The organism is Brevundimonas sp. (genome assembly GCF_035627475.1).
Taxonomy (GTDB): Bacteria; Pseudomonadota; Alphaproteobacteria; order Caulobacterales; family Caulobacteraceae; genus Brevundimonas.
Window position 1 is genome coordinate 2501 of record NZ_DASPLR010000004.1, and the last position, 17588, is coordinate 20088.

Genomic DNA, 17588 nt, shown 5'->3' on the forward strand with positions numbered 1-17588 from the left:
CACCGGGCAATCCGCCTTACCGCGAGTTCATCCGGCCGCCACAATCCCGACTTTATCCGCTACAAATGTAGCGCTACGCATGTAGCGCCACTCTTTGCCGGAGCCCGGAATGATCGAGTCCCTGCCGCGTCGCGAGAGAGAGGTCTTCGAAACCCTCTGTCGCCTGGAGAAGGGCACGACCAGCGCCGTTCGCGTGGCCATGACCGGCGATCTGAGCGACTCGGCCGTCCGGACCCTGCTGGCCCGGCTTGAGGCCAAGGGCCTGGTCGGACGGACCGCCGACGAGGATGGCTTCGTCTACCGTCCGCTGCCGCGGCCCGAGACCATCGCGGCGAGCGCCCTGCGCCGGACCGTGGACACCTTCTTCGCCGGTTCGGCCGCCATGGCCGCCACCGCGCTGCTGGGGTTGACCCAACGGCTCAGGCCGGAGGAGCTCGAGGCGCTGGAGCGGGCCATCGACGAGGCCCGGGAGCGCGGTTCATGATCGCCGCACTGCTGCTCGAACTCCTTGGCAAATCCAGCGCAATCGCCGGCGCGGGCCTGCTGTTGTCGGCATTGCTTGGGGCTCGCCTCCCGACGGATCGCGTCGACATCCTGCGCGCCGCAGTCTGCATGCTGCTCGGCCTGCCGCTGGTCATGGCGCTGGCGCCCGGCCTGGAAGTCGCCCTGCTGCCGGCGAACCCTGTCGAGCCGACCGGCCTGCCGCCTGTCGTCTGGGAGGGCTCCGTCACGCCGGTTGAGGGGCTGTCGCTCCATGGGTCGATCCCCTGGCCGTCGCCGATGCAGATCGCGGGCGGCGTCTGGTTTCTCGGCGCGCTGGTCGTGTTCGGACGCTTCGCCGTGGGGATCCTGACCCTGCGGCGCTGGACCCGGTCGGCCGCGCCGGTCACCGATCCGGCCTGGACCGCTCCTCTCGGCCGGTTCGGGGGCGGTCGCCCGCCGCGACTGCTGACGTCTCCAGAGGTCGGGGCGCCGCTCAGCTGGGGCCTGCCGCCGGGGGTCGTGCTCATCGGCGAGTCATGCCTGGCCCGCCCAGAGAACGCCGGCGCCGTCCTCGCGCACGAACTCGCGCACATCTGCCGTCGCGACTGGCTGTTCCTTGCCCTGTCCCGCTTCGCTCTCGCCCTCTTCTGGTTCAATCCGCTGGTCTGGCTGCTGCACGCCACACTGGTGAATCGGACCGAAGACGCCGCCGACGCCGCTGCGCTCACCGCCGTGGATCGCCGGACCTATGCCCGCGCCCTCGTCGGCCTCGCCGCCGATTTCCGACAGCCCGCCGCCACTGGCATGGCGGGAGAGGCCAAATCCCTGACCAGAAGGATCACCCGCATCATGAACAGTTCCCGCACCGCCCGCCCCCGTCCCATGGCCATGGCCCTGGCCATCGGAGCCCTGGTGGCCATCGCCACGCCGATCGCCGCGCTGGAGATCACCCAGCGTCCGCCGGCTCCGCCAGCGCCCCCGCAAGCCCCGGCCGCGGTCCCCGCTCCGCCCGCGCCGCCGGCCCTGCCTTCGCTGCTGGCCATGCCGGCGCCCCCGGCGCCCCCTGCGCCGCCTGCACCGCCTGCACCGCCGCGGCATCAGGACGGATCGCGCATCACCATCACCGATGGAGGCCAGACCCGCGTCTACCGCTCGGTGGAGGAGATGGATCCGGAGACCCGCCGAGCCTATGAGCAGACGATGAGGGAGGCGGCGGATGCGCGCGGTCAGGCAGCCGAGGCGCGGGAACAGGCGCGGGCTGCCCGGGCCGAAGCCGCCCGCGTGCGCGCCGAGGCTCGCGTCCACCACGCAGCGGCCATGGAACAGGCGCGGGCCGCGACCACCGAGGCGCGCGCCGCCGCAGCCGAGGCCCGGGCGCACGCCGGCGCCGCCCGGGAGGAGGCCCGGCACGCCATGGCCCGGGCCCGCGTCGAGATGCGCAATGGCGCAGATGAGATGGATCGGGGGGCCCAGGAGATGCGCGAGGAGGCTGCCCGCCTGCGCGATCCTGTCTACCGGGCCCGGCAGATCGAGGAGAACCGGGCGCGTGGCTCCACCGTCACCGACGCCGAACTGGTCGCCCTGTCCCGCCGCCTGCCGGAGCAGGCGGCCGAGCTGGAGCGGCAGGCGCAGGAACTGCGAGAGCAGGCCGCAGACCGCATCTGAAGCCGATCAGGCCCCGCTTCGGCGGGGCCTTTTCCTATGCCCTGGCCGCGTCCCAGGCCCGGACGGCGTCGGCGTCGCGGGCGCTGAGGTCGGGATAATCCGGGTCCGAGCCAACGTCCGGCACACGTCGCCATGAGCGGGCGCATTTCGGATGTTCCGCGAGCCTGACGTCGACCACCACGGCGTCGCCCCCCGTCACCAGTTCGGCGCCCGAGGTGCGGAACACCTCGGCGGCGTCGAGGCCGTCGAACGGGGCGAAGGCGCCGGCCGGGCCGGTGACCACGGGCCAGGCGTCGAGGGCGCCGCCGATGATCTTGTCGCGGCGGGCGCCTTCGAGGGCTTCGTTGACGATCTCCAGCACGGTCTGGACGCCGGCCCAGCGATCGGCCTCCGCCGGATCGCGCCAGGCGTCCGGCGTCTCCGGGATCACCCGGGCGCAGTTGGAGCCTCCCTCGGGGAACCGCGTCGTCCAGGCCTCTTCCATGGTGAAGGGGGTGAGGGGCGCCAGCCAGGCGGTCAGGCGCATGAAGACCTCATGCATGACCGTGCGAGCGGCGCGGCGGCGAATTGCGTCAGGCCGGTCGCAGTAGAGGCTGTCTTTGCGGATGTCGAAATAGAGGGCCGACAGGTCGTTGGAGCAGAACTCCAGCACCGGGCGGACGACGTCCTGGAAGCGATAGTCGCGGTAGGCGGCGCGAACAGCGCCGTCCAGTTCCCACAGACGGTGCAGGACGAACCGCTCCAGCGGCGGCATCTGGTCCAGCGGCAGGCGCTCGGCCTCGTCGAAGCCGGCCAGGGCGCCGAGCAGGTAGCGGACGGTGTTGCGCAGCTTGCGATAGGCGTCGACCGTCGTCTGCAGGATCTGCTTTCCGATCCGCTGGTCCTCGGCGTAGTCGACCAGGGCCACCCAGAGGCGGAGGATGTCAGCGCCCGATTCCTTGATCACGACGGCGGGGTCGGTCGTGTTGCCCTTCGACTTGGACATCTTTTCCCCGTTCTCGTCCTGGGTGAACCCATGGGTGAGGACGGCGTCGTAGGGGGCGCGGCCGCGGGTGCCGGAGCCTTCGAGCAGGTTTGACTGGAACCAGCCGCGGTGCTGGTCCGAGCCCTCGAGATAGAGGTCGGCGGGCCAGTGCGACGGCCGGTCGCCGGTGTAGCCGTGCGCCGGGTCGCGGGGCTCGAGGGTGAAGGCGTGGGTGCAGCCGGAGTCGAACCAGACATCGAGGATGTCCTGGATCTTCTCGTAGCGCTGCGGGTCGTGGGCGCCGAGGAAGTCGGCGTCGGGCCGGTCGAACCAGGCATCGGCGCCGCCCTCGCGGATGGCGGCGAGGATGCGGGCGTCGACCTCTGGGTCGTGCAGCGGCTGGCCGGTTTCCTTGTCGACGAACATGGCGAGCGGCGTGCCCCAGGCGCGCTGGCGGCTGATCAGCCAGTCGGGCCGGCTCTCGACCATGGTGCGGATGCGGTTCTTGCCGGCGGCCGGGTGGAAGGCGGTGGCGTCGATGGCCTGCAGCGCCCGCTCGCGCAGGGTGCCGTCGTCATCCAGCGGCGCGTCCATCTTGATGAACCACTGCGGCGTGTTGCGGAAGATGACGGGGGCCTTGGAGCGCCAGCTGTGGGGGTAGGAATGTTCCAGCCGGCCGCGGGCCAGCAGATTGCCCGCCTCGATCAGCTTCTCCATCACCGCGCCGTTGGCAGGGCCGAATTTGCCGGTCTTCTTGCCCTCCGTTTCCAGCACCTTGAGGCCGCCGAACAGGGGCACATGCTCGTAGTAAGCGCCATCGGGATCGACGGTGTCGGGCACCTCGTGATGGCCGTGGGCCTTCCAGACCTCGAAGTCGTCGGCGCCGTGGCCGGGGGCGGTGTGGACGAAGCCGGTGCCGGCGTCGTCGGTGACGTGGTCGCCGGCGAGCAGGGGCACGGAGAAGCCGTAGCCGGACGACAGGGCCGCCAGCGGATGGGCGCATTCGAGGCCTGACGGGTTCAGGTCGTCGATGCGGGTCCAGGCTGCGATCTTCGCGGCCTTGAAGACATCTTCGGCCAGCTTGTCGGCGAGGATCAGCCGGTCGCCCGGCCTGGCCCACGGTTCGAACTCCAGCCCGCTCTCCATGGCGGTGACCTCGTAGAGGCCGTAGGCGATCTCGGGGCCATAGCTGATGGCGCGGTTGGCCGGGATCGTCCAGGGCGTGGTGGTCCAGATCACCACGGACGGGTTGGCGTGGCGGAAGGCCAGCAGGTCGTCGGGATGGTCGTCGGTCGCGGCGACGACGGGGAATTTGACCCAGACGGTCGGGCTGACGTGGTCGTGGTATTCGATCTCGGCGTCGGCGAGGGCGGTGCGTTCGACCGGCGACCACATGACCGGCTTGGAGCCGCGGTAGAGCTGGCCCGAGTTCTTGAACCTGTGGAACTCGGCGACGATGGCGGCCTCAGTGGAGAAGTCCATTGTAGCGTAGCGATTGTCCCAGTCGCCGAGGATGCCGAGGCGTTTGAACTGGTCGCGCTGCACGTCGATCCAGCCGGCGGCGTATTCGCGGCAGGCCTGGCGGAACTCGGCCTTGGAGACCTCGTCCTTGCGCTTGCCCTGGCTGCGGTAGCGCTCCTCGATCTTCCACTCGATCGGCAGGCCGTGGCAGTCCCAGCCGGGGACGTAGTCGACGTCGTGGCCGAGCAGGAAGCGGCTGCGGACGACGAAATCCTTCAGCGTCTTGTTCAGGGCGTGGCCGATGTGGATGTCGCCGTTGGCGTAGGGCGGGCCGTCGTGGAGGACGTAGAGAGGCGCGCCCTCGGCCTGACGCTGTTTGCGCAGGGCGGCGTAGAGGTCGCCCCACTGTTCGAGGATGGCCGGCTCTTTCTGGGGCAGGCCGCCGCGCATGGGGAAGGGCGTCTCCGGCAGGAAGACGGTCTCGCGATAGTCGCGTCCGGAAGGCGTGTCGCTGGCGTCAGCCATGAAGTCTGTCTCGTCGTGTGTGATCGTTCGCGTGAAGGTCGAGAAGAACCCGGCGAGCGCGGGGAGAGCCCCTGCGGCGCTACGCCGGGCGGCTAATCGAAATCGGGCGAAACACGCGGACGGTCATGGTGGATGCGGTCTAGCAGGCGGTTCAGCCCGGCGCCAGCGCGGCGCGGGCGGCCGCGGCGTCGGCGTCGATCTGGCGCTTGAGGGCGTCGAGGTCGGCGAAGGTCTCCTCACCGCGCAGGAAGGCGATCAGGTCGGTCTCGACGGTCTGGCCGTAGAGGTCGCCGTCGAAATCGAACAGCCAGACCTCAAGCAGCGGCTCGTCGAGGGCGTACATCGGGCGGACGCCGAGGCTGGCGACGCCGTCGAGGACGCGGCCGTCGGGCAGGCGGGTGCGCGTCGCATAGATGCCGAAGGCGGGGCGCATGTAGTCGCCGAGGCGGACATTGGCGGTGGGCACGCCGATGGTGCGGCCGCGCTTGTCGCCGTGGACGACCTCGCCCTCGATGGCGAAGGGGCGGCCGAGGATGGCGGCGGCGCGCGTCATGTCTCCCGCCTTGAGCGCCTCGCGGACGGCGGAGGAGGACAGTTTCAGCCCGTCTGGGTCGTCGACGCGGTCGCAGACGGCGACGCCGAAGCCGAGCGTCTCGCCCTGGCGGCGCAGGCCTTCGGGGGAACCGGTGCGGCCCTTGCCGTAGGTGAAGTCGAAACCGACGGCGGCGTGGCGGATCCGCAGGCCCCGGGCCAGAACCTCGCGGGCGAAATCCTCGTCGGACATCGCCGCCATGTCGGCATCGAAGGGCAGGAGGTAGAGGCGGTCGACGCCAAGGGGGCCCAGCGCCCGGACCATCTGGGCCGGGCTCATCAGGCGGAAGGGGGCGGCGTCGGGCTGGAACCAGCGGCGGGGGTGAGGGTCGAAGCTGACGACGCCCAGCGGCGCGCCCAGCGAGCGGGCGGCCTCGCGCGCCGTGGCGATGACCGCCTGGTGCCCGCGGTGGACGCCATCGAACGCGCCGATGGCGACGGCGGCGCCGGTGAGCCGGTCGGGCAGGCCGCGCCAGTCGGTGACGACCTCGACCAAGTCAGTCCTTCGCGGGGCGCCGGCGGCGGGGCACCCGGACCACGGCGACGCCGTCCATGATCAGCTTGCCGTCGACGAAGCCCTCGCAGTTCAGCTCGACCCGGGCGCTCTCCTGGTCGACGGAGATGACGCTGATGCGGACGACCACGTCGTCGCCCGGGCGCACCGGCAGGTGGAAGCCGAGGGTCTGGGAAATGTAGATGGCCCCGGCGCCAGGCAGGATGGTGCCGACCACGGCCGAACCGAAGGAGGCCGAAAGCAGGCCGTGGGCGATACGGCCGCGATAGGCGGTCTTCGAGGCGAAGGCGTCGTCGAGGTGGACCGGGTTGAAGTCGTCCGAGGCCTCGGCGAACAGGCGGATGCGCTCGTCAGAGACCTGGATGACCTTCTCGGCGGCCATGCCGGGGTGGAGCTCCTCGAGGATGTAGCCGCCCGAGGGATGTGTCGTGACCAGTTCCATGCCCGGGGCCTTAGCCTGATTTGCCTCCGGGTGGGCCATTTTTTGGATTCAGGTCGGAGCGATCTGAAGCAAAAATGGCGGTGGTCACCACGCCAGATCGAGCATGGCGTAGCGGGCCCAGGTGGTTTCCGCCTGCAGCAGGGCGCCCGCGCGGGCCGGATCGAGGCGGCCGTCGGCGCCACGGGCGGCGTCGCCGTGGATGCCCTGGGCGATGAACAGGCAGTCCAGCGCCTGGCGGTTGGCCCCGAGCACGTCGGTGACCACGCCGTCGCCGATGCACAGGACGCGGGCGCGGTTGACGGGGCCGCCGAGCAGTTTTTCGCCCTCGTCGATCGCCAGTTCGTAGATCGGGCCCCAGGGCTTGCCGGCCATGACGACCCGGCCGCCGAGGCTTTCGTAGAGGTCGGCGAGCGAGCCGCCGCAATAGATCAGCCGGTCGCCGCGCTGCACCACCCGGTCGGGGTTGGCGCAGATCAGTTCGAGATCGCGGGCGACGCCGGCGGCGAGGCGGTCGCGGTAGTCCTCGGGCGTCTCGGTCTCGTCGTCGACCGGGCCGGTGACCGAAATGAAGGCGGCGTCGGCGGCGCCCCGGGCGGTCGCGAGGCCGAGGCCCTCATACAGCGGCCAGTCGCGGTCGGGGCCGATGATCCAGGCGGGACCGGGCGCGCGCCGGGCCAGTTCGGCGCGGGTGGCGTCGCCGGAGGTGACGAAGGCCTTCCAGCTGTCGCGCGGCACGCCCAGACGGTCGAGCTGGGCCACGACGTCGGACGAGGGCCGCGGCGAGTTGGAGATCAGGACGACATGGCCGCCCTGCCGGTTGAAGCGCGTCAGGGCGGCGCAGGCTTCCGGCCAGCTCTCGCGGCCGTTGTGAATCACGCCCCAGACGTCGCAAAGCAGGATGTCGTAGTCGCCGGCGATATCGCCGAGGCCTGAGAGGGCGTGGGGGAGGGTCATCCAGGGCTGATAGCCGGTTCGGGGTTGGGGGTGAAGGGTGGCGGCCGCCCCTGGATTTTACCCGGATGAAAATCAAAAATGCGCGGTGGCGGAGTCGGCAGAGTCGGCAGCGTCTGACGGGCATGCCCCGGCCCGGGTCTTACCCGGACGAAAACTGGAACAACGGGGGGGCGGAGTCGGCAGAGTCGCCATCTGAAGGGACACGCCTGCAACGGCGGTCGGGGGGATTGAATTGTCAAAGACCGGCGGACGCAAAGGAGCAGTATGGGCCCGTTCACTCCTCAGGCGGGTTCGTGACGCTGGCGGGGAAGCGATGTGTAGGGGAAACAGCGGGTTGGCTGTCAGGATTGTGGAGACAGAGGCGGGATTTGCAGCGCAGCAATCGGCCGCCGCGCCCCCTTTCCCGTCGAAAGGAAAGGGGACCTGCGCCGCCCCCTGCTGATCGCTTCGCGCTCTGTCCTCCCCATCCGCGACGCCGATGGGGAGGTGATGCGAGCCCGGCTGGTCCGACCGGCGGAACGCCGCCGCCTCGCCGGGTGTTCTCTCCGGGTCGGGGTCAGAGGGAGAGACGCGATGCGAAGCCTGTTGACCATGTCGGCGCTCGGCGCCTGCGGCCTTGTGATGGCCGGTTGCGCCACCACCGACAACTACGCCTCGGCCTGCGAGCGGGACTATGCCGAGAACCGGAACCGGGCCATGGCGGCCGGCGCGGTGCTGGGCGGCGCCATAGGCGCGGCCGTGGCCGGGAGCGAGGACCGCGAGACCGGCGCGGCCATCGGCGCCGCGGCCGGCTATCTGATCGGGCGCGAACTGACCGAGGAGGACGACCCCTGCGGCTACGGCTTCGGCGGCTACAACCGCGACTATCGCTATGGCCGCGAGCGCATCTACTGGCGCGACGGCGACCGGCGCTGGTGAGGGAACGGACCGGGCGCCCGGCGGTTGGTCGGGCCGGACCGGAGGAAACCATGAGACGATCGACAACCCTGCTCGCCGCCGCCGCCGTGGCGGCCGGCCTCGCCGCCTGCGGCAATCCCCAGTCGGCGCCCGAGCCGGAGAATGAGGCCACGGCCGAGGCCATGCCGGCGACGCCGGACCTCAGCGAAACCGCCGCCGACGAGGCGGCCGCGGGAGCCACGGCCGCGGCCCCCGGCGAGGCGCCCGCCGCGGCCGACGCCGCCGCCGGCCAGCAGCCCGAGCCCCGGGCCGAGCAATCGGGCGGCTATTCGGGGTAGCGACTCGTTTACCCGGCCGTGGCAGTCAGGGCCTTCCGGCCGACAGACCGCCGGAGGGGGGGACGCGAGTTGCGCTGGATCCGGAAGCTCGTCAAACGGCTGAGATGCAAACGCCACCGCTGGCGGCCCGACCGTCGCCGCGAGGGCGCCGAGTTCTGCGACCTGTGCGGGGCGCACCGGCTGGCCTCGCCGCAGTGAGGGCTCCCCGGCACGGCCGGGGAAGAGGTCAGGGCCCGCCGGCCACGGCGCCGACGGCGGCCATCGCCAGGGCCTCGAGGTCGACGATGCCATTGACGGTCAGGCGATCCCCGGTCGGGGTGACGATCAGGGTCTTCGTGGCCTCGGCCTGACGCTCCAGTTCGGTGCGCAGCGCCTCCGCGACCTGGGCTTCCATGTCGGCCATCGGTTCTCCTCCGGCGCCCGACGGCGGAGCGGCCGGGCGGTTGCGGATGAGTCAACGTATCGGGAGCCAATGGGGTCCGGGCGCAGGTTCAGGCAGGTCGAGATTCAGCCCCGCATCCGGCGTAACCGGCGGACGAGTCGGGAGCCGATCCCTAGCCGAACCGGCGGCGGTGGTCGGCGCTGCGCAGGGTGGAGCGGATGAAGTCGGCCGGGGGGTCAGTCTCGGCGAGGACGGCTTCCTTGATGGCGCGGGGCTCGCCGAACAGGTGGCCCTGGCCGACGGAGATGTCGAGCTCGAGGATGTCGACGATCTGGCGCTCGGTCTCGCATTTCTCGGCGATCAGCTCGATGCCGTAGCGGCGGGTCAGGCCGGCGAAGTCGGCGGCCGAGATGTCGCGCAGGCTGGGCAGGGCGGAAGCCGCGTCGGTGTCGAGCAGGGTCTCGATCAGCAGGTCGGCGGCGACCTTCATGAACTTGACGTCGGAACGCTGGAGGTCGGCGAAGTCGAGGTCGAGGGTCTGGACCTTGTCGATCGAGAAGCGGAAGCCGAGGTCGGCCAGCTTGGCCATGTTGCGGGCCTCGACGGCGCCGCGGGCGTCGAAGACCGCCTGGCCGAGTTCGAAGATCAGGGCCTGGTTGAGGTCGCGGTTCTCGCTGAGGAAGTCGAGGAACTGCGGGAAGAAGGTCTCGTCGCCGAGCGAGGACAGGGCGACGTTGCAGAAGACGCCGACCTTGCGGTCCTGACGGGCGAGGCGGCGGACGATCTGGGCGCAGCGGAACAGCAGCAGGTTGTCGATGGCCGGGACCAGGCCCTCGCCCTCGGCGACCGAAAGGTATTCGGCCGGCATCATCACCCGGTCGTCGGCGGCGCGCAGGCGGGTGAAGCTCTCGTAGAAGATGGTCCGGCGCTGGGGCAGGGAGACGATCGGCTGGAGATAGAGGTCGACGCGGTTCTCGGCGAGGGCCTCGTGGATGGTCTGGAGCAGGGCGTTGGACTGCTGCTGGTGGCGGGCCTCGAAGGGGTTGGCCGCGGCCGGCTGGGAGATGCGCTGGTCGATCGACTCGCTCATCTGCTGGATCAGGGATTCCAGCATGCGGACCTCGCCGGACAGCTGTTCGGTCGAGGACAGTGCGCCGCTCTCGATGGCCTGGGCCAGCTCGGTCAGGGCCCCCTGGGTCGACTCCATGGCGTCGGCGAGCAGGCGGTGGGCGTCGCGGACCTGGTCGATCTCCTTTTTCAGCGAGGCGCGCTCGGCCTTGCCGGAGATCAGGGTGTGGATGGCGGCGAGCAGGCCCAGACTGGCGATGCCGGCGGCCGCGCCCGCGCCGGCCCCGAGACCCGCGCGCCACACGAAGGCGCCCACCGTCAGCGACAGGAACAGGTAGCCGAAGAAGAGGAAGCCTTGAGTCAGGGCGCGCATGGAAACGGTTGTTCCGCCTTCCCGGATGGAATCGCCCGAGTATCGGGGTATCACGGCAGTTCGCCTAGGGTTGGTGCACGGATTCTCCCCAAGCTTCGAGGTTAACGATGGAATTGTTCGATCTGACCGGCCAGGTCGCGGTCGTCACAGGCTCTTCGCGCGGAATCGGCAAGGCCATCGCCGAACGGCTGGCCGAGCACGGGGCCAGGGTGGTGATCTCGTCGCGCAAGCCCGGCCCGTGCGACGAGGTGGCCAGCGCCATCAATGCAAGGCACGGGGAGGGCCGCGCCATCGCGGTCCCGGCCAACATCGCCTCGAAGGAGGAGCTGCAGCGGCTGGTCGACGAGACCAACGGCGCCTTCGGGCGGATCGACATCCTGGTCTGCAATGCGGCGACCAATCCCTATGCGGGGCCGATGGCCGGGATTTCGGACGATCAGTTCGGCAAGATCCTGCAGAACAACGTGGTCTCGAACCACTGGCTGATCCAGATGGTCGCGCCGCAGATGCTGGAGCGGAAGGCGGGATCGGTGATCATCGTCTCGTCGATCGGGGGCCTGAGGGGCAACGCCCTGATCGGGGCCTACAACATCTCCAAGGCGGCGGACATGCAGCTGGCGCGCAACCTGGCGGTGGAGTGGGGGCCGTCGAACGTGCGGGTCAACACCATAGCGCCGGGCCTGGTGCAGACCGACTTCGCCAAATACCTGTGGGAGAACCCGGATCTGCTGAAGCAGGTGACGGACCCCGCGCCGCTGAAGCGCATCGGCCAGCCGGACGAGATCGCCGGGGCGGCGGTCTATCTCGCCTCGAAGGCGTCCAGCTACATGACCGGCCAGACGCTGGTGGTGGACGGCGGGATCACCATTGCCTGGTGAGACCCATACCGACCCGCGCTCAAGTAGCCCGAAGGGCGGTAGCGGGCCGAGCGTCAGACAGGATCTGATCTGGCGGCTGGAGGGCGTGGGCTTCGCCGCCTTCGTCGGCTTCATGCGGCTGCTGGGCGTGGAGCGGGCGTCGGGGCTGGGCGGCTGGCTGCTGCGCACCCTGGGGCCGAGGACGGGGACGCAGAGGACGGTTATGCGCAATCTGCGCATCGCCTTTCCGGAGATGACGGAGGCGGAGCGCGAGGCGTTGGCGCTGGCGCAGTGGGAGCAGACCGGCCGCGCCTTCGCCGAGACGGCGGTGATGGACCGGCTGGTGGCCGAGAACCGCATCGAGGTGGTCGGGCGCGAGCGGCTGGAGGCGATCCGGGACTCCGGGCGGCCGGTGGTCTTCGTCGGCGGCCATTTCGCCAATATCGAGACTCTGGCGGCGACCATCGTCGGGGCGGGCGTGCCGTGCCAGATCACCTATCGCGCGGCCAACAACCCCTATGTCGACGCCCAGATCATCGCAGCGCGGGCGCGCTACGGCGTCAGGCTGTTCGCGCCGAAGGGCGGCGAGGGCGCGCGCGAACTGCTGGAGGGCATGGCGCGCGGCGAGTCCGTGGCGCTGATGAACGACCAGAAATTCTCGGAGGGGCCGGAGGTCATGTTCTTCGGCCAGCCGGTCAATGCGGCGCCGGGGCCGAGCCGGCTGGCGCTGCGCTTCGGCACGGTGCTGCAGCCGATGTCGGTGGTGCGGCTGCCGGGGGTGCGGTTCCGCGTGACCCTCTACGAGCCGATCACGCTGGAGAAGACCGGCGACCGGCAGGCCGACATCGCGCGCGGGGTGCAGGCCATCACGAGCTTCGTCGAGGCGCGGGTGCGGGAGAACCCGGTCGACTGGTTCTGGGTCCACAAGCGCTGGCCCGACCGGGTCTATGCGGCGCTGAAGGCGGACGAGCCCTAGAGGGCCGCGGCGTCCGGGACGTCCTCGACATTGGCGGCCTGGTCCACGGCGCGGCGGAACGGGCCGCGATAGCCCGGCTGGGCGACGCGGCGGCGGTCGGGACCGAAATAGCCGTCTGTCCTGACGAAGGGCCGGGGCTTCCAGATCACCGACTGGATGCGGTCGAGCACGGCCTTGGCGGTGATCGGCTTGACGAGGAATTCGGTGACGCCGGCGTCGCGGGCGGCGTAGACCCGCTGTTTGCCCGAGTGGCCGGTCATCATGATGATCGGCAGGTAGGGATTGGCGCTGTCGGGACTGTTGCGGACCAGGCGGGTGAATTCGACGCCGTCCAGCGGGAACATGTTGTAATCGACGATGACCAGGTCGACGGCGTGTTCGCGCAGCATCTGCAGTCCGGTCGCCCCGTCCCGCGCCTCCAGCACCTTCTTGATGCCGGCGGACTTCAGCACCGCCGACGCGATGGTCAGCATGTGCGGATTGTCGTCGATGAGCAGGACCTGGATCGCGGCGAGGGAAGTCATGACGGTCGGCCAACAAGCGCCGGGCGGCGCGCGGATGCGGAACCTAGGACCCGATTGCTTGCCCGTCCATGACTGACCGCTGATCAGGAAAGAGGGTAACCGCTTACTCTTCGTCAGGTTGTGACCAGGAGGGAGGGGTCCATGTTCCGGTTGCGCCATTTCATGCGCCAGCACAGGTGCGGACCGGTGGCGCGGCCGGTCATGCCGACCCGCCCGACCGAATCGCCCCGCCGCACGTCCTGCCCCGCCCGGACGTCGAGACGCGACTGGTGCAGATAGGCGGTGATCAGACCCTGGCCATGATCGATCAGCACCAGGCCGCCCTCGAAATGCAGGTCGGGCTCGGCGAGGGTGACCCGGCCGGCGGCGGGGGCGCGGATCACGGTTCCCGCCGGCGCGGCGAGGTCTATGCCGTAGTGCGGCCGGGCGGGCGTGCCGTTCAGGATCCGCTGGGCGCCCCAGCGGCTGGTGACGCGAAAGGCCTCCAGCGGCCAGACGAAGCCGTCGCGGAAATGATCGGCGTCGAGGCGGCTGGCGAAGCCCTCGGTCTTGATCTCGACCTCGCGGGCGATGCGGGCCAGCAGGGCGGGGTCGGAGGGCTCGACCGTGGCGGGGGGCAGGCCGTCGATGCGGGTGCTCGGGAAGTCGCCCGCGGCGATCTGGAGCATGCGGCGGGCCGAGCGGCCGTCGGCGCGGACCTCGATCTCGACGCTGGCGGGGGCGTCGCGGTCGAAGCCGATGAAGAAGGCGCCGCCGGCGGAGGCCGCCGTCAGGGCCTCGCCGTCGACGAAGACCAGGGCCCGGGGCCAGGTGCGGCCGAGGGCGTGGCCGCCCTGGACGAAGCGGCCGGTCAGGGCGAGGCCCTCGGTCTGCAGAGCCAGGGCGGGGCCGGCCGCCAGCGCCGCGGCTCCGGCGAGGAGGGTGCGGCGGTCGGGGGTCATCGGGCGGTGGTCATCCGCTGCAGCGCCTCCTGGGGGCCGGCGTAGGCTTCCTGACGCCCGGCCGACCAGTAGCGGAGGATTTCCAGCGGGATCGGCTTGCCGCTGACGGCGCAGGTCACGAAACGGCCGCGCTTGAGCACGGCGAACTCGCCATCGGCGAAGTGGACGGTGGCGGGTTCGGCGTCAGGCTCGGTCATGGGGCGAGGCTAGCCCGGCGGCGGCGGCGGCGCCAAGGCTTTCGCCTGTCAGAACAGGTCGCCCTGGCCGGGAGGCGGCGCCTTGGGACGGGGCGGCGCGGCGGGCCTGGAACGCGGCGGCGGAGCGGCCTCGCCGTCGACGACCGCGCCCCGCGCCCCGTCGGGGAAGACGAGGCGAACGAAGGCCCCGGACTGCAGGGCCGCCGCGGAGGTGAGCCAGTTGCGGTCCGCGTCCTCGACCCTGGCGAAGCCCGGCTTGGGCCGGCCCGGATCGAGCGAGTTGAGTGCGCGGGACAGGGCGGACAGCGCCGCCGTCGCTGCTTCCAGCCGCCGGGGCAGGACGGGGGCGAGGCGATCGCCGAGCGCGCCCAGGCGGGCGGCGCGCTGATCGAGCCGGCGGTGCAGCGGCGCCGGCGTCAGCCGCCCCCCGACGCGGAGGAGCATGGCGCGGTGTTCGGCGATGTTCTGGTTCAGCGCCGACGGCAGGCGCCCGCCCAGGGCTGCGAGGCGGTCGCGGCGGCGCTCCAGCGCCCGGTCGAGCACGGCGGGCGACAGGCGGCCGGCGACGGTGATCAGCTGGCGCTCATGCACCGCGACATTGCGGTGCAGGGCCGAGCCGAGCCGGCTGCCGGCGTGGTCGAGACGCTGGCGGGGCAGGGCCAGCAGGTCCTCGGGGCGGACGGGCAGGCCGCGCTCGACGGCGCGCAGCCGGGTGCGGCGCTCCTCGATCAAGCGGCCGCCGGCGCGCACAAGGCGGCGATCGAGGTCGAGCACGGCGGCGCGCAGATCGGACAGCACGGGGGTGGCGATCTCGGCCGCGCCGGTGGGGGTGGGGGCGCGGCGGTCGGAGACGAAGTCGATCAGGGTGGTGTCGGTCTCGTGCCCGACGGCCGAGATGATCGGGATGCGGGCGGCGGCGACGGTGCGGGCCAGCCCCTCGTCATTGAAGCACCACAGGTCCTCGACCGAGCCGCCGCCGCGGGCGACGATCAGCAGGTCGGGGCGTGGGACCGGGCCGCCGGGCTGGAGCGCGTCGAAGCCGCGGATGGCGTTCGAAACCTGGCCGCAGGCGGCCTCGCCCTGGACCACGACGGGCCAGACGACAACGCGGCAGGGCCAGCGCTCGGAGATCCGGTGCAGGATGTCGCGGATCACCGCCCCGGTCGGGCTGGTGATGACGCCGATGACGGCGGGGAAGGTCGGGATCGGCTGTTTGCGGACCGGGTCGAACAGGCCCTCGCCCTGCAGTTTGACCTTGAGCCGCTCCAGCTGGGCCAGCAGGGCCCCGGCCCCGGCGGCCTCCATGGTCTCGATGACGATCTGGTAGGACGAGCGGGCCGGATAGGAGGTGATCTTGCCGGTGACGATGACCTCGAGCCCCGTCTCGGGCTGGACGCCGAGACCGCGGGCCTGGCCCTTCCAGACCACGCCGTCGATACAGGCCTTGTCGTCCTTGAGCGTCAGATAGACGTGGCCGGAGGCGTGGCGGTTGACCTTCGAGATCTCGCCGCGCAGCCGGACATGGCCGAAACGGTCCTCGAGCGTGCGCTTGAGCGCGAACGACAGCTCGGAGATCGACAGGGGCGGATTGTTGTCGCGCGGCGCCGCCGGCTCGTCGGCCGGGCCCTCGAAGACATAGGAGTCGTCGCTCATCGGGGGAGATTAGCGGGGGAGGGGAGCGGGGGCGAGGGGGCCGGGGCGCCGGACTGGCAATACTAGCGTCCCGCGCCAGAGGACCCACGCCTCGTCCTTTTTGCAGGCGGGGCTCTTGGTGCAGGAGTTGAGGCAGTCGCAGCCTCGATCGGCCTAGCCGGAGAATCTTCGGCCGGAGGTGCGGCGGCCGGCGCCTTGGCGGCGGCCTGCGCTTCCCGAAGAGCCTTGGTCACCCCGGCCCGCTCGGCCTTGGACATCTGCCGGATATCCGCTTCCGTGAGTGCGGTGGCCGAAGCGGTGTCGAAGTAGATCGACAGTGCGAGGTTCTTCACGTTCTCGGCTTCGAGCACCATGAAGGGAATTGGTTGGGCGCGCGGAACCCGGCGGCGCGAGACCGCGTCCGACTTGAGCTCGATGACGAAGGCCTGCACGTCCCGCAGTGTGGCCGACAACAGCTTGCCGTCCGCGTCCTGCCGCAGGTCGAGCAGCGTCCCTTCGTAGCCCAGTGACAATTCGTCCTTGGTTACGTCTGTCAGGGCGAACGCGTTGATTACGTGGAATCGCGTTGACGCAAGGTCGATCAGCTCGGTTGTCCACCCATAGAACAGGCTTTGGATCCGCGACGACTTCGCCGCCAGCCACATGCCGAGCCGGCCGATAATCAGACCGACCAGTGCGACAAAAAGAAGGTGCGCCAAGGCGATCGTCAGCGATACGCCCGGCATGGTGATCGCTGCGTCGGGGTCGATCAGGGTCACGTAGGGGTTTGGCTGAAACGCAACCGCCCGACAGGGGAGAGCCGTGCACAGAAGTTCCTGCACGGCGTAGGGAGCGGCGGAAATCACGTGAGCGGTGAGGGCGCCGATCGTTACGAGCGCCAGCGCGAGAAACGAACCAGGCGCGGCGGGCGCCGGTCGAAAGGGACGTCTCAACCCGGTGAAATAGACACCCGCGAAAACGCCGAAGCCGGGCGCCAGCAAGAAGAGCGCCGTAAGAAGGTTCAGGCCGGCGTTCAAGCCGCCTTCATCGCCTGAATACGCCTGAGCGCTTCATCGATAGCTTTCGGATCCGTCTTCACGACGAACACGCCATCCTTCGTAACGTGCGACTTCGCCCGTACAGCGGACCAACTGCCGTGCTCCCGAACCAAGCGTTGGCCGGTTTCAAGCGATTCAGGCGAGTTCACTTTCATGCGCAGGAATATGCTCTCGCCAGGACTGTTCGCCAAGTCCTCGCGCCGAAGATCGCAGAGAGTCCTTGGAAGGCGTGACGGTCCGGTACGCCCGAACTCGCCTACAGCCACAGCGCCATGAACACCGTCCCCTCCGGCGTCGGCGCATAGTAGGGCTCGGCCCGCTCGAAGCCCATTTTTCCGTACAGCGCCTGGGCGGCCGTCATGCTGGCCAGGGTGTCGAGGCGGAGCTCGCGATAGCCGGCGCGGCGGGCCTGATCGACGACGGCTTCCGTCAGGGCGCGGCCCAGACCGAGGCCGCGGGCGGCGGGGAGGAGGAACAGGCGCTTCATCTCGCAGCAGCCGTCGTCGGCGAGCGGGCGCAGGCCGACGCAGCCGAGCGGGGCGCCGGCGGCGTCGCGGGCGAGGAACAGCTCGCCGGCGGGCGGGGCGTATTTGCCGGGCAGGGCGGACAGCTCGCCCTCGAAGTCCTGATAGCCGAGGTCGACGGGCAGGGAGGCCGCGTAGCCGGCGAACAGTCCGGCCGCGGCGGCGAGGTCGTCGGGGGTGCGGACAGGCGCGATCCGGAAGGCGGCGGTCATTGCTCCATGG

General features: G+C 70.6%; 19 protein-coding genes. 6 read left to right on the forward strand and 13 right to left on the reverse strand.

Annotation, left to right across the window (positions count from 1 at the left end; all coding sequences use genetic code 11):
- Positions 1-109 precede the first annotated feature (109 nt).
- Positions 110-484 carry a BlaI/MecI/CopY family transcriptional regulator gene (locus VEA62_RS00845; protein ID WP_324817157.1) on the forward strand — a complete coding sequence of 125 codons (375 nt, stop codon included), beginning with the start codon at positions 110-112 and terminating at the stop codon, positions 482-484.
- Positions 481-2148: a M56 family metallopeptidase gene (locus tag VEA62_RS00850; protein ID WP_324817160.1), complete on the forward strand. Its 1668-nt coding sequence runs from the start codon at positions 481-483 to the stop codon at positions 2146-2148. Before VEA62_RS00845 ends, VEA62_RS00850 begins: the two co-directional genes overlap by 4 nt.
- 34 nt (positions 2149-2182) lie before the next feature.
- On the opposite strand, the gene ileS is transcribed toward VEA62_RS00850, so the two are convergent.
- The 4 genes from ileS to VEA62_RS00870 all read right to left on the reverse strand — a co-directional run bounded on the left by ileS (position 2183) and on the right by VEA62_RS00870 (position 7599).
- Complete coding sequence (gene ileS / locus VEA62_RS00855) at positions 2183-5098, reverse strand: isoleucine--tRNA ligase (protein ID WP_324817163.1); 2916 nt, start codon at positions 5096-5098, stop codon at positions 2183-2185.
- 151 nt (positions 5099-5249) lie between these two features.
- The gene (locus tag VEA62_RS00860; RefSeq protein WP_324817165.1) at positions 5250-6185 is read right to left on the reverse strand and encodes a bifunctional riboflavin kinase/FAD synthetase; all 936 of its coding nucleotides are present in this window, start codon (positions 6183-6185) and stop codon (positions 5250-5252) included.
- Between the two features lies 1 nt (position 6186).
- Positions 6187-6645, reverse strand: a complete 459-nt coding sequence (locus VEA62_RS00865) for a MaoC family dehydratase (protein WP_414641768.1) — start codon at positions 6643-6645, stop codon at positions 6187-6189.
- An 84-nt stretch (positions 6646-6729) separates the two neighbouring features.
- A complete protein-coding gene (locus VEA62_RS00870) occupies positions 6730-7599 on the reverse strand; it encodes a TIGR01459 family HAD-type hydrolase (RefSeq protein WP_324817168.1) in 870 nt (289 codons plus the stop codon).
- A 573-nt stretch (positions 7600-8172) separates the two neighbouring features.
- On the opposite strand from VEA62_RS00870, the gene VEA62_RS00875 reads away from it, so the two are divergent.
- A complete protein-coding gene (locus tag VEA62_RS00875) occupies positions 8173-8517 on the forward strand; it encodes a glycine zipper 2TM domain-containing protein (RefSeq protein WP_324817170.1) in 345 nt (114 codons plus the stop codon).
- 50 nt (positions 8518-8567) lie between these two features.
- Positions 8568-8834 carry a hypothetical protein gene (locus VEA62_RS00880; RefSeq protein WP_324817173.1) on the forward strand — a complete coding sequence of 89 codons (267 nt, stop codon included), beginning with the start codon at positions 8568-8570 and terminating at the stop codon, positions 8832-8834.
- A 226-nt stretch (positions 8835-9060) separates the two neighbouring features.
- Here the strand turns inward: VEA62_RS00880 and VEA62_RS00885 are convergent, their stop codons facing one another.
- The gene (locus VEA62_RS00885; RefSeq protein ID WP_324817177.1) at positions 9061-9237 is read right to left on the reverse strand and encodes a hypothetical protein; all 177 of its coding nucleotides are present in this window, start codon (positions 9235-9237) and stop codon (positions 9061-9063) included.
- Between the two features lie 151 nt (positions 9238-9388).
- Complete coding sequence (locus VEA62_RS00890) at positions 9389-10657, reverse strand: EAL domain-containing protein (RefSeq protein ID WP_324817179.1); 1269 nt, start codon at positions 10655-10657, stop codon at positions 9389-9391.
- A 107-nt stretch (positions 10658-10764) separates the two neighbouring features.
- Here VEA62_RS00890 and VEA62_RS00895 point away from each other — a divergent pair, with 107 nt between their 5' ends.
- Positions 10765-11535 carry an SDR family oxidoreductase gene (locus tag VEA62_RS00895; protein WP_324817181.1) on the forward strand — a complete coding sequence of 257 codons (771 nt, stop codon included), beginning with the start codon at positions 10765-10767 and terminating at the stop codon, positions 11533-11535.
- Between the two features lie 85 nt (positions 11536-11620).
- Positions 11621-12490 carry a lipid A biosynthesis acyltransferase gene (locus VEA62_RS00900; protein ID WP_324817183.1) on the forward strand — a complete coding sequence of 290 codons (870 nt, stop codon included), beginning with the start codon at positions 11621-11623 and terminating at the stop codon, positions 12488-12490.
- Here the strand turns inward: VEA62_RS00900 and VEA62_RS00905 are convergent.
- From VEA62_RS00905 to VEA62_RS00935, 7 genes are all read right to left on the reverse strand, one after another.
- Positions 12487-13014 (reverse strand): response regulator, encoded by a 528-nt coding sequence (locus VEA62_RS00905; RefSeq protein WP_324817185.1) that lies wholly within the window; start codon positions 13012-13014, stop codon positions 12487-12489. The genes VEA62_RS00900 and VEA62_RS00905 overlap by 4 nt on opposite strands.
- Positions 13015-13127: 113 nt before the next feature.
- Complete coding sequence (locus VEA62_RS00910; protein ID WP_324817187.1) at positions 13128-13955, reverse strand: M23 family metallopeptidase; 828 nt, start codon at positions 13953-13955, stop codon at positions 13128-13130.
- Complete coding sequence (locus VEA62_RS00915) at positions 13952-14152, reverse strand: DUF2093 domain-containing protein (protein ID WP_324817190.1); 201 nt, start codon at positions 14150-14152, stop codon at positions 13952-13954. Before VEA62_RS00915 ends, VEA62_RS00910 begins: the two co-directional genes overlap by 4 nt.
- Positions 14153-14200: 48 nt before the next feature.
- Positions 14201-15805, reverse strand: coding sequence for an exodeoxyribonuclease VII large subunit (gene xseA / locus VEA62_RS00920; protein WP_324817192.1), 1605 nt, complete (start codon positions 15803-15805; stop codon positions 14201-14203).
- Between the two features lie 62 nt (positions 15806-15867).
- Entirely contained in the window at positions 15868-16821 is a 954-nt protein-coding gene (locus VEA62_RS00925) for a hypothetical protein (RefSeq protein WP_324817193.1), read from the reverse strand.
- On the reverse strand, positions 16818-16997 hold the full coding sequence (locus tag VEA62_RS00930) for a hypothetical protein (protein ID WP_324817195.1): 180 nt from the start codon (positions 16995-16997) through the stop codon (positions 16818-16820). The genes VEA62_RS00925 and VEA62_RS00930 overlap by 4 nt, the downstream gene beginning before the upstream one ends.
- A gap of 101 nt (positions 16998-17098) precedes the next feature.
- Positions 17099-17578, reverse strand: a complete 480-nt coding sequence (locus VEA62_RS00935) for a GNAT family N-acetyltransferase (protein WP_324817198.1) — start codon at positions 17576-17578, stop codon at positions 17099-17101.
- Between the last annotated feature and the right edge of the window lie 10 nt (positions 17579-17588).

What these genes read in the sequence shown, in the direction of transcription:
- VEA62_RS00845 (WP_324817157.1), top strand. Translation starts at nt 110, where the DNA reads ATGATCGAGTCCCTGCCGCGTCGCGAGAGAGAGGTCTTCGAAACCCTC.
- VEA62_RS00850 (WP_324817160.1), top strand. Translation starts at nt 481, where the DNA reads ATGATCGCCGCACTGCTGCTCGAACTCCTTGGCAAATCCAGCGCAATC.
- ileS (WP_324817163.1), bottom strand. Translation starts at nt 5,098, where the DNA reads ATGGCTGACGCCAGCGACACGCCTTCCGGACGCGACTATCGCGAGACC.
- VEA62_RS00865 (WP_414641768.1), bottom strand. Translation starts at nt 6,645, where the DNA reads ATGGAACTGGTCACGACACATCCCTCGGGCGGCTACATCCTCGAGGAG.
- VEA62_RS00870 (WP_324817168.1), bottom strand. Translation starts at nt 7,599, where the DNA reads ATGACCCTCCCCCACGCCCTCTCAGGCCTCGGCGATATCGCCGGCGAC.
- VEA62_RS00875 (WP_324817170.1), top strand. Translation starts at nt 8,173, where the DNA reads ATGCGAAGCCTGTTGACCATGTCGGCGCTCGGCGCCTGCGGCCTTGTG.
- VEA62_RS00880 (WP_324817173.1), top strand. Translation starts at nt 8,568, where the DNA reads ATGAGACGATCGACAACCCTGCTCGCCGCCGCCGCCGTGGCGGCCGGC.
- VEA62_RS00885 (WP_324817177.1), bottom strand. Translation starts at nt 9,237, where the DNA reads ATGGCCGACATGGAAGCCCAGGTCGCGGAGGCGCTGCGCACCGAACTG.
- VEA62_RS00890 (WP_324817179.1), bottom strand. Translation starts at nt 10,657, where the DNA reads ATGCGCGCCCTGACTCAAGGCTTCCTCTTCTTCGGCTACCTGTTCCTG.
- VEA62_RS00895 (WP_324817181.1), top strand. Translation starts at nt 10,765, where the DNA reads ATGGAATTGTTCGATCTGACCGGCCAGGTCGCGGTCGTCACAGGCTCT.
- VEA62_RS00905 (WP_324817185.1), bottom strand. Translation starts at nt 13,014, where the DNA reads ATGACTTCCCTCGCCGCGATCCAGGTCCTGCTCATCGACGACAATCCG.
- VEA62_RS00910 (WP_324817187.1), bottom strand. Translation starts at nt 13,955, where the DNA reads ATGACCCCCGACCGCCGCACCCTCCTCGCCGGAGCCGCGGCGCTGGCG.
- VEA62_RS00915 (WP_324817190.1), bottom strand. Translation starts at nt 14,152, where the DNA reads ATGACCGAGCCTGACGCCGAACCCGCCACCGTCCACTTCGCCGATGGC.
- xseA (WP_324817192.1), bottom strand. Translation starts at nt 15,805, where the DNA reads ATGAGCGACGACTCCTATGTCTTCGAGGGCCCGGCCGACGAGCCGGCG.
- VEA62_RS00930 (WP_324817195.1), bottom strand. Translation starts at nt 16,997, where the DNA reads ATGAAAGTGAACTCGCCTGAATCGCTTGAAACCGGCCAACGCTTGGTT.
- VEA62_RS00935 (WP_324817198.1), bottom strand. Translation starts at nt 17,578, where the DNA reads ATGACCGCCGCCTTCCGGATCGCGCCTGTCCGCACCCCCGACGACCTC.